Genomic DNA, 14591 nt, shown 5'->3' with positions numbered 1-14591 from the left:
CCCGCCGCCGCTCCCGCCCGCCACGGGGTGTTGCGCGCCGCCGGTTCCTGCGCGCCTCCGCTCCTGCCCGCCGCCGGCTATTTCTTGCCGCCGCCCAGGATCTGGCCCAGCAGGTCGCCGAGGCCGCCGCCGGATGCGGGGGCTGCTCCGGGGGTCGTTCCGGAGGCGGTGTTGCCCGGGGCGCCCGTGCTGCCCGTGCTGCCCGTGTCCGCCGCGCGCTTGGCGAAGACGGCCAGCAGGACGGGGATCAGCAGCTCGATGACCCGGGCGACGGTCGGTGCGGGAATGCCCGTCTTCTTGGAGACGGCCGCCGCCACCGGCTTGCTCACCTTGGCGAGCACCCCGGCCATCAGGCCGCCGCCGAGCAGCCCGCCGCCGAGCGTCGCCACTCCTTGCAGCGGGGGTTCGGCCACCTCGGCGAAGGCCTGGCGCACCTCATTGCCGTCGTCGCCGCCGTCGGCGGCCCGCTGCTGGAGGCCGCCGGGTCATGGCGCCGACCGTGGTCGCGACGGTCTCCTTCGCGCCGTTCTCGTCGGTACCGAGCAGGGAGGCGATCTCGGTCAGCCGGTCGGGGCCGAGCTCACCGAGCACGTCGTCCTGGAATGAAGATTCGCTCATGCCGGAAACGCTACTTCTGTCACGTTTTTCCGGCACCTCGGGTCGACGAAAAATAAAACTCCGGTTCCGCGTGCAACCGTCCGGGGGAATCGAGGGTCATATGGTGCGTCGGTACTTCCGGGAGGGGATCTGGGGGGATCGGGAAGTCCGACGAGGGAGGGGTAACCGTGAGGGGGTCCGGCCGCGAGGCCGGACCCCCCTCTGGTTTTCCCGGCCTCCCCCCGCCCCGAGTTGTCCACAGGCCCGGCCGGCTGTCGGCGGCTGCCGGTAGCGTCGTGCCATGACAATCAACGGGGTGGTGCAACAGGCGGTGGTCGAGGGGGTGCTGGAGCGCATCACCTACGCCAACGAGGAGAGCGGGTACACCGTCGCCCGGGTCGACACCGGCCGGGGCTCGGGGGACCTGCTCACCGTCGTCGGCGCCCTCCTCGGGGCGCAGCCGGGCGAATCGCTGCGCATGGAGGGCCGCTGGGGCTCCCACCCGCAGTACGGCCGCCAGTTCACGGTCGAGAACTACTCCACCCTGCTGCCCGCGACCATCCAGGGCATCCGCCGCTACCTCGGCTCCGGCCTGATCAAGGGCATCGGCCCGAAGATCGCCGACCGGATCGTGGAGCACTTCGGCCTCGACACCCTGGAGGTCATCGAGAGCGAGCCGAAGCGGCTCATCGAGGTGCCCGGCCTCGGCCCCAAACGGACCAGGATGATCGGCGCCGCCTGGGAAGAGCAGAAGGCCATCAAAGAGGTCATGGTCTTCCTCCAGGGCGTCGGAGTCTCCACCTCCATCGCGGTCCGCATCTACAAGAAGTACGGGGACGCCTCCATCTCGGTGGTCCGCAACCAGCCCTACCGGCTCGCCGCCGACGTGTGGGGCATCGGCTTCCTCACCGCCGACCGGATCGCCCAGGCCGTCGGCATCCCGCACGACAGCCCCGAGCGGGTCAAGGCCGGGCTCCAGTACGCCCTGTCCCAGTCCACCGACCAGGGGCACTGCTTCCTGCCCGAGGAGCGGCTGATCGCCGACGGGGTGAAACTGCTCCAGGTGGACACCGGGCTGGTCATCGACTGCCTGTCCGAGCTCGCCGCCGACCCGGAAGGGGTCGTACGGGAACCGGTGCCTGATCCGCAGGGCGGGCCGGATCCGCTGACCGCCGTGTACCTGGTGCCGTTCCACCGGGCCGAGCTGTCGCTGGTCGGGCAGGTGCGCCGGCTGCTGAACGCCGAGGAGGACCGGATGCCGGGCTTCCAGGACGTGGACTGGGCCAAGGCCCTGGACTGGCTGGCGGGGCGCACCGGGGCCAAGCTGGCGCCCGAACAGCGGGACGCGGTCCGGCTGGCGCTGACCCGCCGGGTCGCGGTCCTCACCGGCGGCCCGGGCTGCGGAAAGTCCTTCACGGTGCGCTCGATCGTGGAGCTGGCGCGGGCGAAGAAGGCCAAGGTGGTGCTCGCCGCGCCGACCGGCAGGGCCGCGAAACGGCTCGCGGAGCTCACCGGGGCGGAGGCCTCCACCGTGCACCGGCTGCTGGAACTCAAACCCGGCGGGGACGCGGCGTACGACCGGGAACGGCCCCTGGACGCGGACCTCGTCGTGGTCGACGAGGCCTCGATGCTGGACCTGCTGCTCGCGAACAAGCTGGTCAAGGCGGTGGCGCCGGGTGCGCACCTGCTGCTCGTGGGGGATGTGGACCAGCTGCCCTCGGTCGGCGCGGGCGAGGTGCTGCGGGACCTGCTGGCGCAGGACGGCCCGGTGCCCGCGGTGCGGCTGACCCGGATCTTCCGGCAGGCCCAGCAGTCGGGCGTGGTCACCAACGCCCATCGGATCAACACCGGCCTGCCGCCGATCACCGACGGGCTGCCGGACTTCTTCCTCTTCCCCGTGGAGGACACCGAGGAGGCCGGGCGGCTCACCGTGGATGTCGCGGCCCGCCGCATTCCGGCCAGGTTCGGCCTCGACCCGCGCCGTGACATCCAGGTGCTGGCGCCCATGCACCGGGGCCCGGCCGGCGCCGGCACCCTCAACGGGCTGCTCCAGCAGGCGATCACCCCGGCCCGGCCGGATCTGACCGAGAAGCGCTTCGGCGGCCGCGTCTTCCGGGTCGGCGACAAGGTGACCCAGATCCGGAACAACTACGAGAAGGGGGCCAACGGCGTGTTCAACGGCACCGTCGGCGTGGTCACCGGCCTCGACCTGGACGAACAGCGCCTGACCGTCCGGACGGAGGAGGACGAGGAGGTGGCGTACGAGTTCTCGGAGCTCGACGAGCTGGCGCACGCCTACGCCGTCACCATCCACCGGTCCCAGGGGAGTGAGTACCCGGCGGTCGTGATCCCGGTCACCACGGGGGCTTGGATGATGCTCCAGCGGAACCTGCTCTACACGGCGGTGACCAGGGCGAAGAAACTGGTCGTTCTCGTCGGGTCCCGCAAGGCCCTCGGCCAGGCGGTGCGTACGGTTTCCGCAGGCAGGAGGTACACGGCGGTTGCTCCTAGGCTGTCCGGCCGCATACCGGTGGGAATCTTCCCCTAGGGTTTCCGCATTTGGCGCGGAGGGGGCAGGATGAGCAGGTTGAAGGCACTCAGTGCCGTCAAAAAGACCAAAGGCCGACCCCGAGTGCACTCTCCTGCGCCAAATGGGGGAAGGTAGAGGCAGTCAGGGCACCTCGAAGAAGAGGCACTACGTCGGTGAGGGATGACGTGAGCGACAACTCTGTAGTACTCCGGTACGCGGACGGTGAATACACCTACCCGGTGGTCGAGAGCACCGTCGGTGACCAGGGCTTCGACATCTCGAAGCTTCGGGCCCAGACCGGGCTCGTCACTCTGGACAGTGGCTACGGAAACACCGCCGCCTACAAGTCCGCGATTACCTACCTCGACGGCGAGCAGGGCATCCTGCGCTACCGCGGCTATCCGATCGAGCAGCTGGCGGAGCGTTCGACCTTCATCGAGGTCGCGTACCTGCTGATCAACGGTGAGCTGCCGACCGTCGACCAGCTCGCGTCGTTCCGCAACGAGATCACCCAGCACACGCTGCTGCACGAGGACGTCAAGCGTTTCTACGACGGCTTCCCGCGTGACGCGCACCCGATGGCGATGCTGTCCTCCGTGGTCAGCGCGCTGTCGACGTTCTACCAGGACAGCCACAACCCGTTCGACGAGAAGCAGCGGCACCTCTCGACGATCCGGCTGCTGGCCAAGCTCCCGACGATCGCGGCGTACGCGTACAAGAAGTCGGTCGGCCACCCGGTGGTCTACCCGCGCAACGACCTCAGCTACGTCGAGAACTTCCTGCGCATGACCTTCTCCGTGCCGGCCCAGGAGTACGACCTGGACCCGGTCGTGGTCTCGGCGCTCGACAAGCTGCTGATCCTGCACGCGGACCACGAGCAGAACTGTTCGACCTCCACCGTGCGTCTGGTCGGCTCCTCGCAGGCGAACATGTTCGCCTCGATCTCCGCCGGCATCTCCGCCCTGTGGGGCCCGCTGCACGGTGGCGCCAACCAGTCCGTTCTGGAGATGCTCGAAGGCATCAAGAACGACGGCGGCGACGTCGACGCCTTCATCCGCAAGGTGAAGAACAAGGAAGACGGCGTCCGCCTGATGGGCTTCGGACACCGCGTCTACAAGAGCTTCGACCCCCGGGCGAAGATCATCAAGGCCGCGGCCCACGATGTCCTCTCGGCGCTCGGCAAGAGCGACGAGCTGCTCGACATCGCGCTCAAGCTGGAAGAGCACGCGCTGGCCGACGACTACTTCGTCGAGCGCAACCTCTACCCGAACGTGGACTTCTACACCGGTCTGATCTACCGGGCCATGGGCTTCCCGACCGAGATGTTCACCGTGCTCTTCGCGCTCGGCCGCCTTCCCGGCTGGATCGCCCAGTGGCACGAGATGATCAAGGAGCCGGGTTCCCGCATCGGCCGTCCGCGCCAGATCTACACCGGCGAGGTCCTGCGCGACTTCGTCCCGGTCGAGGCCCGCTGAGCCCTACCGCGGCAGGCCGAGGACGCACCGCGGGTTGAGCCCTCAGCGCGGTCGGCGCCCTTGACGCACGCGGCGGCCTTGGAACAAGGCAGCGAAAAGCGCCCCGCCGTCGATCCCCCCACGGGTCGATGGTCGGGGCGCTTTCCATTTCCCCGGAACGGATTCCCCCCACGGGACCCGAGCCGGGGCGTCGGCGAGGAGCGTGCGTCGAGGCGCGCTCCAATGGGGTTTCTGCCGGGACCCGCACGGGTCGGGAGGGCCGCTCAAAGCTTCCCAGTGGGCACGTGTCCCGGCCGGCTGATGCCTCGGGCGTCCCCCAAGACCCCCGCGAACGTCCCCCAAGACGTTCTTGGCATCGCCCCATTAGACCCACCCGACCGCCAGATGGTTACGTTCTCATCACTGTGATTTGCGTCTCTTGTGAAGGAATGGTGGTGGAGCCGGGGAGGAGATCCGCCTACCGGAAGGATCGCAACCGAAGGCTGTTGCTCACCACGAAAACGGAGGAGAACGCCATCGCTGCCCCTGCAATCATCGGGTTGAGCAGGCCGGCGGCCGCGAGCGGGAGCGCCGCCACGTTGTAGCCGAAAGCCCAGAACAGGTTGCCCTTGATGATCGCGAGGGTCCTGCGCGAGAGCCGGATCGCGTCCGCCGCGACCCGCAGGTCGCCCCGTACGAGGGTCAGGTCCCCCGCCTCGATCGCGGCGTCGGTCCCGGTGCCCATGGCCAGACCCAGATCGGCCTGGGCGAGGGCGGCCGCGTCATTGACCCCGTCGCCCACCATCGCGACCGTACGGCCCCGCGCCTGGAGCCCGCGTACGACGTCCACCTTGTCCTGCGGGAGCACCTCGGCGATCACCTCGTCGATGCCCACCTCGCGGGCCACCGCCTCGGCCACGGCCCGGTTGTCGCCGGTCAGCAGGACCGGGGTGAGGCCCAGCGCCCGCAGCCGGGTGACCGCCTCGGCGCTGGTCTCCTTGACCGCGTCCGCGACCGTCAGCACCCCGCGCGCCGCACCGTCCCAGGCCACCAGCACGGCGGTGCCCCCGGCCCGCTCGGCGGCCTCCTTGGCCTCGGCCAGCCCGGCCGGCAGGGTGATCTCCCAGGCGGCCAGCAGCTTCTCCCGGCCCACCAGCACGGCGTGCCCGTCGACCACGCCCCGGACGCCGAGCCCGGCCACGTTCTCGAAGCCGTCCACGTCCTCGAAGGGCGAAGGGGAAGCGGAGCCCTCGGGCGCCGGCGGGGTGCCCGCCCGGTCGGCCGCGCCGGCCGCGACGGCCCGGGCGATCGGGTGCTCCGAGGCGTGTTCCAGGGCCCCCGCGAGGCGGAGCAGCTGCTCCTCGTCGACGCCCTCGGCCGGGTGTACGCCGGTCAGGGTCATCCGGCCGGTGGTGACGGTTCCGGTCTTGTCCAGGACGACGGTGTCCACGCGGCGGGTGGACTCCAGCACCTCGGGTCCCTTGATCAGGATGCCGAGCTGCGCGCCGCGGCCCGTGCCGACCATCAGCGCGGTCGGGGTGGCCAGGCCCAGGGCGCACGGGCAGGCGATGATCAGGACGGCCACGGCGGCGGTGAAGGCGGCCGTCGGGTTGTCGGTGATCAGCAGCCAGGTCACCCAGGTGCCGAGCGCCAGCAGCAGGACGACCGGTACGAAGACCCCGGAGATCCGGTCGGCCAGGCGCTGCACCTCGGCCTTGCCGTTCTGCGCGTCCTCGACCAGCCGCGCCATCCGGGCGAGCTGGGTGTCCGCGCCGACCCGGGTGGCCTCGACGACGAGGCGGCCGGAGGCGTTGACGGTGGCGCCGGTGACGCTGTCGCCGACCGTGACCTCGACCGGAACGGATTCGCCGGTCAGCATCGAGGCGTCCACGGCGGAGCTGCCCTCGACGACCGTGCCGTCGGTGGCGATCTTCTCGCCCGGGCGGACCACGAACCGGTCGCCGGCCGCGAGCCGCGCCACCGGGATCCGTACCTCCCGGCCGTCGCGCAGGACGGTCACGTCCTTGGCGCCGAGCTCCAGCAGGGCCTTGAGGGCGGCGCCGGCCTTCCGCTTCGAACGGGCCTCCAGGTAGCGGCCGAGCAGGATGAAGCTGACGACCCCGGCCGCGACCTCCAGGTAGATGGCGGAGGAGCCGTCCGTACGGCTGATGGTGAAGTCGAATCCGTGCCGCATGCCGGGCATGCCGGCGTGGCCGAGGAACAGGGCCCACAGGGACCAGGCGAAGGCGGCGAGGGTGCCGACCGAGACCAGGGTGTCCATGGTGGCGGCGCCGTGCCGGGCGTTGGTCCAGGCGGCCCGGTGGAAGGGGAAGGCGCCCCAGACGACCACGGGGGCGGCCAGTGTCAGAGAGAGCCACTGCCAGTTGTCGAACTGGAGGGCCGGGACCATCGCCAGCAGCACCACGGGGAGGGCGAGCGCCGAGGAGACCAGCAGCCGCTGGCGCAGTGCGGTCAGCTCCGGGTCACGGGGAGTCCCGGCCGCACCGGCGGTCTCGGCCCGCGTCTCGGGTTCCCCATCGGGTTCCCCATCGGGTTCCGCTTCGGGTTCCCGGGCCGGCGGCGGGGGTTCCGTGGCGGTGTAGCCGGTCTTCACGACGGTCGCGATCAGGTCGGCGACCCCCACGTCGCCCGCGTACGAGACCCGGGCCTTCTCGGTGGCGTAGTTCACCGTGGCGGTGACCCCGTCCATCCGGTTCAGCTTCTTCTCGATGCGGGCCGCGCAGGACGCGCAGGTCATACCGCCGATGGTCAGCTCGACCTCGGCGGTGCCGTCCTGCGCCGCTATGGGTCCGTCGTGCACTGTGCTGCTGCTCATGTCCGGCTCCAGGGGGAGGGCCGGGCCGTACGGAACCAGTATGAGCTGGTCGGTACGGCCCGGCGGGGTACTGCGTGACGCGTACGGTCGGCTCGGGCCTGGTCGGCTCGGGCCGGCTCGGGTCAGGCCTGGCCGGCGAGTTCGTACCCGGCCTCGTCCACGGCGGCGCGGACGTCGTCCTCGGCGAGCGGGGCGGCGGAGACCACGGTGACCTCGCCGGTCGCGGCGACGGCCTTGACGGAGCTGACCCCCGGCAGGGCGGTGAGCTCGGCGGTCACGGCGCCCTCGCAGTGACCGCAGGTCATGCCGGTCACCCGGTAGACGGTGGTGACGGCGCCGATCTGGACGTCGGCGGCGGTGTCGTGGCAGGAGCCTGCGGGGGAGCAGCAGGAACCGGTCGACTGCTGGATTTCCGTCTCGGCGGTCATGTCGTTCTCCTCTTCGGGGGCTTGCGTGTCCGGTGCCGGAAAGGGCGATGGATGCGCCCACCGTCTCCCCGGCACTATGGAGACTATACCCCTAGGGGGTATCAGGCGAGCATCTCCCGGGGATCTTTTCGCGCGTGGCGGCGGGTCAGAGGGGGTGGGGTTCGGTGATCATCGGCTCCAGGTAGCGCAGCAGTACGGCCTTCAGCTCGGCGACGTACGAGGCTCGCTCGGCGCCCTCGGTCGCCAGGATCAGGTCGAGCGAGGCCTTGAAGATGCCCAGGATCATGTTGGAGACGCGGGTGAGCTCGGCGGGCGTGCTGTCCGGGCAGAAGCTGCGCAGGACGTCCTCGACCCGGGTCAGCAGGCCGGTGTGCAATTCCTCGTGCTCCTGCTGGATGCCGGGGACGCCGGAGCCGTGCATGAGGGCCCAGAAGGCCGGGTTCTCGCAGTTGAAGGCGATCACCGGGTCGAGGACGGCGTCGATCAGCTCGGGCAGCGGCTTGTGCAGGTTCTCCGGCAGGAAGGCCTGGCCGTGCGTCTCGTGCGCGTCGTGCAGCAGCCGGCCCCCGAGCTCGACGGCGATGGCCTCCTTGTTCGGGAAGAACTGGTACAGCGTGCCCGGTGAGACGCCGGCCTCGCGGGCGATGGCGTTGGTGCTGGCGGCGGCGTAGCCGGTGCGGCAGAACACGCCGGCGGCGGCTTGGAGGAGCTGGGCGATCCGGCGTTCCCCGCGCGCCTGGCGGCGGCGCGGGGCGGTCGCCGCTTCTGGGGTCTTTTCTCCCTTTTCGTCCGTCGGCTGGGTCTGGGGGCTCTCCGGCATGTCCAATCCCTTGCTTCCCGTGGGCGATTGACAAACGCGAGAGGACGCTCGCATTCTGGAGAAACGCGAGCGACTGCTCGTGTTTGCCAGTCTATTTGGCCTGGCAATCACGGTGAAGGGGACACCGAGTCATGTCCGAAGTCAAAAACCCGCCGTCGCCCGGGGAGAGCGGCCGGTGGACCCGGTTCGTCACCGCCCGGCCGCGGCTCTCGCTGCTGCTCGCCCTCGTGGTCACGGCGCTGGCCGTGTTCGCGGGCGGTGGCGTCGCCGACCGGATGGGCAGCGGCGGCTGGGAGGACCCGGGCGCCCGGTCCACCTACGCCACCAAGGCCCTGGAGCGCGAGTTCCCGGCCTCCCAGCCCAATCTGCTGCTGCTCGTGGACGCCGGGCCCCGGTCCGGGGCCGGGGCGGGGGCCGGGGTGGACGACCCGGCCGTCGCCGCCGAGGCCGAGCGGCTGACCGGGCTCCTCGCCGCCGAGCCGGGGGTGACGGGCGTCGGCTCCTACTGGCGGACCCCGATGCCCGCCCTGCGCTCCGAGGACGGCAGACAGGCGCTGATCGCCGCCCGCGTGCTCGGGGACGAGAAGACCGCCACCCGGGTGCTGGAGCGGATCGCCCCGCGCTACCAGGGGGAGCACGGGCCGCTGCGCGTCTCCCTCGGAGGACCGGTCGCCGTCCAGCGGGAGGTGACCACCACCATCCAGGAGGACCTGCTCCGCGCCGAGCTGATCGCCCTCCCGGTGACGCTCGTGCTGCTGATCCTCGTCTTCGGCAGCGCCGTCGCGGCCATGCTGCCGCTCGGCGTCGGCATCGTCGCCATCCTCGGCACCAACGCCGTGCTGCGCGGGCTCACCGAGTTCACCGAGGTCTCCGTCTTCGCCCAGAACCTCACCACCGCGCTCGGCCTCGGACTCGCCATCGACTACGCCCTGTTCATCGTGCGCAGGTTCCGAGAGGAGCTCGCGGCCGGGCGGGACCCGGTGGCCGCCGTCGGGGCCACCTTGCGCACCGCCGGGCGGACGGTGCTGTTCTCGGCCCTGACGGTCGCGGTCGCGCTCTCCGCGATGCTGTTCTTCCCCATGTACTTCCTGCGTTCCTTCGCCTACGCCGGGGTCGCGGTGGTCCTCCTCGCGGCGGCGGCCGCCCTGATCCTGCTTCCGGCGGCGCTGGTGCTGCTCGGGGAGCGGGTCAACTCCCTCGACCTGCGGCGCCTGTGGCGGCGGGGCCGGGGCACGGCGGCGGCCGGTACCGGGGCCGGTACCGGGGCCGGGGCCGCGGGCGGGGAGGGGCGGGGCTGGGCGCGGACGACCGCGCTGGTGATGCGCCGGGCCCCGCTCTTCGCCTTCGTCAGCACGGCCGGCCTGCTGCTCCTCGGAGTGCCCTTCCTCGGGATCAAGTTCGGCACCGTGGACGACCGGCAGCTGCCGAAGACGGCCGCCTCGCATGTGGTGCAGCAGCAGATCCGGGACGGCTTCCCGGGCAGCCCCGGCGGCGGGCTGATCGTCCTGACCGAGGGCGCCGCCGGCGCCGGTGACCTCGACGCCTACCGGGAGCGGGTGGCCGGCCTGGAAGGGGTGGCCCGGGTGGACGGGCCGGTCAGCTCCGGACCGGGCGCGCGGTACGCCTACTTCTCGGTGGTCACCGAGGGCGAGGCCGTGGGGCAGCGGGCCCAGGAACTGGTCGGCGAGGTGCGGGAGGTCCAGGCCCCGTTCGAGACCTCGGTGGCCGGGCAGGCGGCGGTGCTCGTCGATGCCCAGAAGGCCATAGCCGAGAAGCTGCCCGCCGCGCTGGCGCTGGTGGTGCTGGCCACGCTGCTGCTGGTCTTCCTGCTCACCGGCAGCGTGCTGATACCCCTTCAGGCGGTGCTGCTCAACGCGCTGAGCCTGACGGCGATGTTCGGGGCGGTGGTGTGGGTGTTCCAGGAGGGTCACCTCTCCGGCTTCCTCGCCTTCACCTCCACCGGGGGCATCGAGACCACCCTGCCGGTGCTGATGTTCTGCATCGCCTTCGGACTCTCCATGGACTACGGGGTGTTCCTCATCTCCCGGATCAAGGAGGAGTACGACCGCACCGGGGACCATGAGGGGGCGGTGCGCACCGGGCTGGCCCGCACGGGCGGGCTGATCACCGCGGCGGCCGTGATCCTGGCGGTGGTGATGGTGGCCATCGGCACCTCCCGGGTCACCAACACCAAGATGCTGGGCCTCGGGATCGCGCTGGCCGTGCTGATGGACGCGATGGTCGTCCGGAGCCTGCTGGTCCCGGCGGTCATGAAGCTGACCGGGAAGGCCACCTGGTGGGCGCCGGGCCCGCTGCGCAGGCTCCATGCGCGGTTCGGGCTGAGCGAGGGGGAGTCCGCGCCGGCCGCGGTCCCGGCCGGTCCGCACCCGGAGGCCGTGACGCGGGAGAAGGTACCCGCCGCCCGGAGCTAGCCGGGCCGCCCGGAGCTAGCCGGGCCGGGCGGGCCGTGTGGCCGGCCCGGACGGGGTGCCCGGGCCGGACGGGGTGGCCGGGGCGGGCTGGGTGCCCGGGGCGGGCCCCGTCCGTGGCCCCGGCTTCACCGGTCAGCCCTCGCGGCGGCTCCGGTTGCCGGGGCGGTGGGTCACCCAGGTGCGGATGGTGTCGGCGTACCAGTACGGCTTGCCGCTCTCCACGTGGTCCGGCGAGGGGAGCAGCCCGTGCTTGCGGTAGGAGCGCACGGTGTCAGGCCGGACCTGAATGTGGGCGGCGATCTCCTTGTACGACCACAGCTGTCGGTCGCTCATCAACGACACCTCCTGGTCCACGCCGCGGGGCCGGCCGGGAGGCCGTCGGGGAGCCGGCGCGTGGACAGTGACGATCACTCGGGTAGTGCCCGGAGAACGACGCACGGTGAAGGCAGGGGAGTGGCTGTCGCCCGGCTGTGACTCAAGACCCGCGTAATGCGGACATCCGTGACACAAGGGTGACGTCTGTGACAGAAGCGGTACGTAATTCAGCGGTACAAGGGCGGCCGCTCGGTCAGTTCGACGGCGGTGCGGACGCCGGTGCGCGCGGCGGTCAGGCCCGCCTCGCAGACGGCGGCCGCGGCGTAGCCGTCCCAGGCCGTCGGGCCTTCGGCCCGGCCCCGGGCGGCCTGGGCCACCCAGCGCCGCAGCTGGCGGTCGTAGGCGTCGGCGAACCGTACGGTGAAGTCCTGGGCGATCTCCCCGCCCCACCGGCCGGCGGACTGGACGACCATCGCGTGGCCGTCGCCGATCCGGGCGCTGCCCGATTCGCCGACCGCCTCGCACTGCACCTGGTAGCCGAAACCGCAGTTGACGAAGATCTCCACGTCCACGATCGCCCCGCCGGAGGTCTCCAGCAGCACCAGCCGGGGATCGCGCAGCCCCTCGGGGGCCGCCGAGGAGGGCGTCGGGGAGAGCACGGAGACGGCCGTGATCTCCTGGTCCAGCAGCCAGCGGGCGGCGTCCACCTCGTGCACCACCGAGTCGCTGATCAGCATGTCGCTGGTGAACCACGAGGGCGAGAGAGCATTGCGGTGCCGGCAGTGCAGGAACAGTGGCCGCCCGAGGCCGCCCGCGTCCAGCAGTTCCTTCAGCCGCTCGTACTCGGCGTCGTAGCGCCGCATGAAGCCCACCTGGACGAGTCTTCGGCCGAGGCGCTGCTCCGCCTCCATGACGCGCAGCGCCCCCGCCGGCTCCGGCGTCAGCGGCTTCTCGCACAGCACCGGCAGCTCCCGCCCCAGGGCCAGCAGGATCGCTTCCTCATGGGCGGGCCCCGTCGAGGCGATCAGTACGGCCTCCACCCCGGGAGCCGCGACGGCCGCCGCCGCGTCGGTGTACGCGCAGGCCCCCTCCAGGCCCCGGACGACCTCCTTGACCCGGTCCCCGTCCGGGTCGGCCACCGCCACCACCCGGGCCCCGCCGACGGTGCGGCCGATCCGGCGGACGTGGTCGGCGCCCATCCTCCCGGCGCCGATGACGGCGATGCCGAGCGTGCTGCTCATGTGCGAAGTCCTTCCGGTGCGGTGGTCAGCGTGCGCCGCAGGAGCGCAGGTAGGAGCGGGTGCGGCGGGCGATCGGCAGTGGCTTCTCCGGCGGGCAGGGGTACATGTCCTGCTCCACGATGGCGAAGAGGTCCACCCCGAGCCGCTGCGCGGCCGCCAGCACGGGCTCCAGCGCGGGCACCCCCGACGGCGGCTCGCACATCACCCCCCGGGCCACGGCCGGGCCGAACGGCACCTGCCCGGACACCACTTCGGCGAGGACCGCCGGGTCCACCTGCTTGAGGTGGAGGTAGCCGATCCGCTCGCCGAAGGCCTCGATGGCCTGGACGCTGTCGCCCCCGCAGTACGCGTAGTGCCCGGTGTCCAGACAGAGCGAGACCAGCTCCGGATCGGTGGCGTCCAGGAAGCGCGCCACGTTCTGCGGGGTGTCGATGTGGGTGTCGGCGTGCGGGTGGACGACGATCCGCAGCCCGTAGCGGTCCGCGACCTCCCGGCCCAGCCGCTCGGTCTGGGAGGTCAGTTCGCGCCACTGCCCGGGGGTGAGGACGCGGTCCTCCAGCACCTCGCCCGTCTTGTCGTCCCGCCAGAACGACGGGATCACGACGAGATGCGCCGCGCCCATGGCCTGGGTGAGCGCCGCGATCCGCGACACGTGCTCCCAGGTGTCCTCCCATACGGCGGGCCCGTGATGAAGTCCGGTGAAGACGGTCCCGGCCGAGACGCGGAGCCCGCGCTTGGCGGTCTCGTCGGCGAGTCGGGCGGGATCGGTGGGGAGGTAGCCGTACGGGCCGAGCTCGATCCACTCGTAGCCGGCGTCGGCCACCTCGTCGAGGAAACGCTCCCAAGGCGTCTGCCGGGGGTCGTCGGGAAACCAGACACCCCAGGAGTCCGGAGCCGAACCGACGCGGATACGCGTCAACGGGGGTGGGGAGGAGGTCATGACGGCCACCTTAGAGTGCGAGACGAGTGGGAGGACTGCCGGTGACGACCGGGGACGACAACGTTTTCGACCTGATCACGATGGGGCGGATCGGGGTGGATCTCTACCCGCTGAGAACGGGCGTACCGCTCGCGGAGGCGGACACCTTCGGGAAGTTCCTCGGCGGATCGCCGACGAACGTCGCGGTCGCGGCGGCCCGGCTGGGACGCCGGGTGGCGGTGATCACCCGGACCGGGGCGGATCCCTTCGGGGCGTATCTGCGGGCGGAGCTGAGGGGGTTCGGGGTCGATGACCGGTGGGTGACGGAGGTGGCGGCGTACCCCACGCCGGTGACGTTCTGCGAGATCTTCCCGCCGGACCACTTCCCGCTGTACTTCTACCGCTCGCCCAAGGCCCCCGACCTGGAGATCGAACCCGGGGAGGTGGACACCGGGGCGGTCCGGGCCGCGAAGGTGTTCTGGATGACGGGAACGGGCTTGAGCCAGGAGCCCAGCCGCGCCGCGACGCTGGCCGCGCTGGAGGCCCGGGCCAAGTCCGGGACCACCGTCTTCGACCTGGACTGGCGGCCGATGCTGTGGTCCGGGGATCCGGAGCCCTGGTACGAGCGGGCGCTGGGGCTGGCGACCGTCGCGGTGGGCAACGCGCAGGAGTGCGCGATCGCGACGGGTGAGAAGGAGCCGTACGCGGCGGCGCGGGCGCTGCTGGCCGCCGGGGTGGAGCTGGCCGTGGTCAAACAGGGCCCCGAGGGAGTGCTCGCGGTGCACCGCGACGGCACGGTGGTCGAGGTCCCGCCCGTCCCGGTCGAGGTGGTCAACGGCCTCGGGGCGGGCGACGCCTTCGGCGGCGCGCTCTGCCACGGACTGCTCGCCGGGTGGGACGTGGAGCGGATGACGCGGTACGCGAACGCGGCCGGGGCGATCGTGGCCTCGCGGCTGGCGTGCTCGACGGCGATGCCGTTCCCCGCCGAGGTGGAGGAGGTGCTGGAGTCGTGCCGGTGA

General features: G+C 71.6%; 12 protein-coding genes. 4 read left to right on the top strand and 8 right to left on the bottom strand.

Going from position 1 to position 14591, the window contains the following annotated elements; translation table 11 throughout:
- Nucleotides 1-77 precede the first annotated feature (77 nt).
- Nucleotides 78-434, bottom strand: coding sequence for a DUF937 domain-containing protein (locus EES41_RS13855; RefSeq protein WP_254211433.1), 357 nt, complete (start codon nucleotides 432-434; stop codon nucleotides 78-80).
- A 1-nt stretch (nucleotide 435) separates the two neighbouring features.
- Complete coding sequence (locus EES41_RS42960; RefSeq protein ID WP_254211432.1) at nucleotides 436-618, bottom strand: hypothetical protein; 183 nt, start codon at nucleotides 616-618, stop codon at nucleotides 436-438.
- A gap of 295 nt (nucleotides 619-913) precedes the next feature.
- Here EES41_RS42960 and EES41_RS13850 point away from each other — a divergent pair, with 295 nt between their 5' ends.
- Nucleotides 914-3145 carry an ATP-dependent RecD-like DNA helicase gene (locus EES41_RS13850; protein ID WP_123078456.1) on the top strand — a complete coding sequence of 744 codons (2232 nt, stop codon included), beginning with the start codon at nucleotides 914-916 and terminating at the stop codon, nucleotides 3143-3145.
- Between the two features lie 167 nt (nucleotides 3146-3312).
- Entirely contained in the window at nucleotides 3313-4602 is a 1290-nt protein-coding gene (locus tag EES41_RS13845; protein ID WP_008741613.1) for a citrate synthase, read from the top strand.
- A gap of 457 nt (nucleotides 4603-5059) precedes the next feature.
- Here EES41_RS13845 and EES41_RS13840 read toward each other — a convergent pair whose 3' ends face one another.
- The 3 genes from EES41_RS13840 to EES41_RS13830 form a co-directional block, all read right to left on the bottom strand.
- Nucleotides 5060-7417: a cation-translocating P-type ATPase gene (locus EES41_RS13840; RefSeq protein WP_123078454.1), complete on the bottom strand. Its 2358-nt coding sequence runs from the start codon at nucleotides 7415-7417 to the stop codon at nucleotides 5060-5062.
- A gap of 122 nt (nucleotides 7418-7539) precedes the next feature.
- The gene (locus EES41_RS13835) at nucleotides 7540-7845 is read right to left on the bottom strand and encodes a heavy-metal-associated domain-containing protein (RefSeq protein WP_008741615.1); all 306 of its coding nucleotides are present in this window, start codon (nucleotides 7843-7845) and stop codon (nucleotides 7540-7542) included.
- Nucleotides 7846-7990: 145 nt separating this feature from the next.
- Nucleotides 7991-8665: a TetR/AcrR family transcriptional regulator gene (locus EES41_RS13830; protein ID WP_123078452.1), complete on the bottom strand. Its 675-nt coding sequence runs from the start codon at nucleotides 8663-8665 to the stop codon at nucleotides 7991-7993.
- 131 nt (nucleotides 8666-8796) lie between these two features.
- On the opposite strand from EES41_RS13830, the gene EES41_RS13825 reads away from it, so the two are divergent.
- On the top strand, nucleotides 8797-11097 hold the full coding sequence (locus EES41_RS13825; protein WP_123078450.1) for an MMPL family transporter: 2301 nt from the start codon (nucleotides 8797-8799) through the stop codon (nucleotides 11095-11097).
- 132 nt (nucleotides 11098-11229) lie between these two features.
- Here EES41_RS13825 and EES41_RS13820 read toward each other — a convergent pair whose 3' ends face one another.
- The 3 genes from EES41_RS13820 to EES41_RS13810 all read right to left on the bottom strand — a co-directional run bounded on the left by EES41_RS13820 (nucleotide 11230) and on the right by EES41_RS13810 (nucleotide 13593).
- Nucleotides 11230-11430, bottom strand: a complete 201-nt coding sequence (locus EES41_RS13820; protein WP_123078448.1) for an AlpA family transcriptional regulator — start codon at nucleotides 11428-11430, stop codon at nucleotides 11230-11232.
- A 209-nt stretch (nucleotides 11431-11639) separates the two neighbouring features.
- Complete coding sequence (locus EES41_RS13815) at nucleotides 11640-12653, bottom strand: Gfo/Idh/MocA family protein (protein WP_123078446.1); 1014 nt, start codon at nucleotides 12651-12653, stop codon at nucleotides 11640-11642.
- 25 nt (nucleotides 12654-12678) lie between these two features.
- The gene (locus EES41_RS13810) at nucleotides 12679-13593 is read right to left on the bottom strand and encodes a sugar phosphate isomerase/epimerase (protein ID WP_123078444.1); all 915 of its coding nucleotides are present in this window, start codon (nucleotides 13591-13593) and stop codon (nucleotides 12679-12681) included.
- A gap of 41 nt (nucleotides 13594-13634) precedes the next feature.
- Between EES41_RS13810 and iolC the strand changes: the two genes are divergently transcribed.
- Nucleotides 13635-14591: a 5-dehydro-2-deoxygluconokinase gene (gene iolC, locus EES41_RS13805; protein ID WP_302186156.1), complete on the top strand. Its 957-nt coding sequence runs from the start codon at nucleotides 13635-13637 to the stop codon at nucleotides 14589-14591.

The sequence above is a fragment of the Streptomyces sp. ADI95-16 genome (assembly GCF_003721495.1).
GTDB classification, from domain to species: domain Bacteria; phylum Actinomycetota; class Actinomycetes; order Streptomycetales; family Streptomycetaceae; genus Streptomyces; species Streptomyces goshikiensis.
Note: the sequence above shows the minus strand (reverse complement) of the source record. Positions and strands in the feature narration are given on the sequence as shown.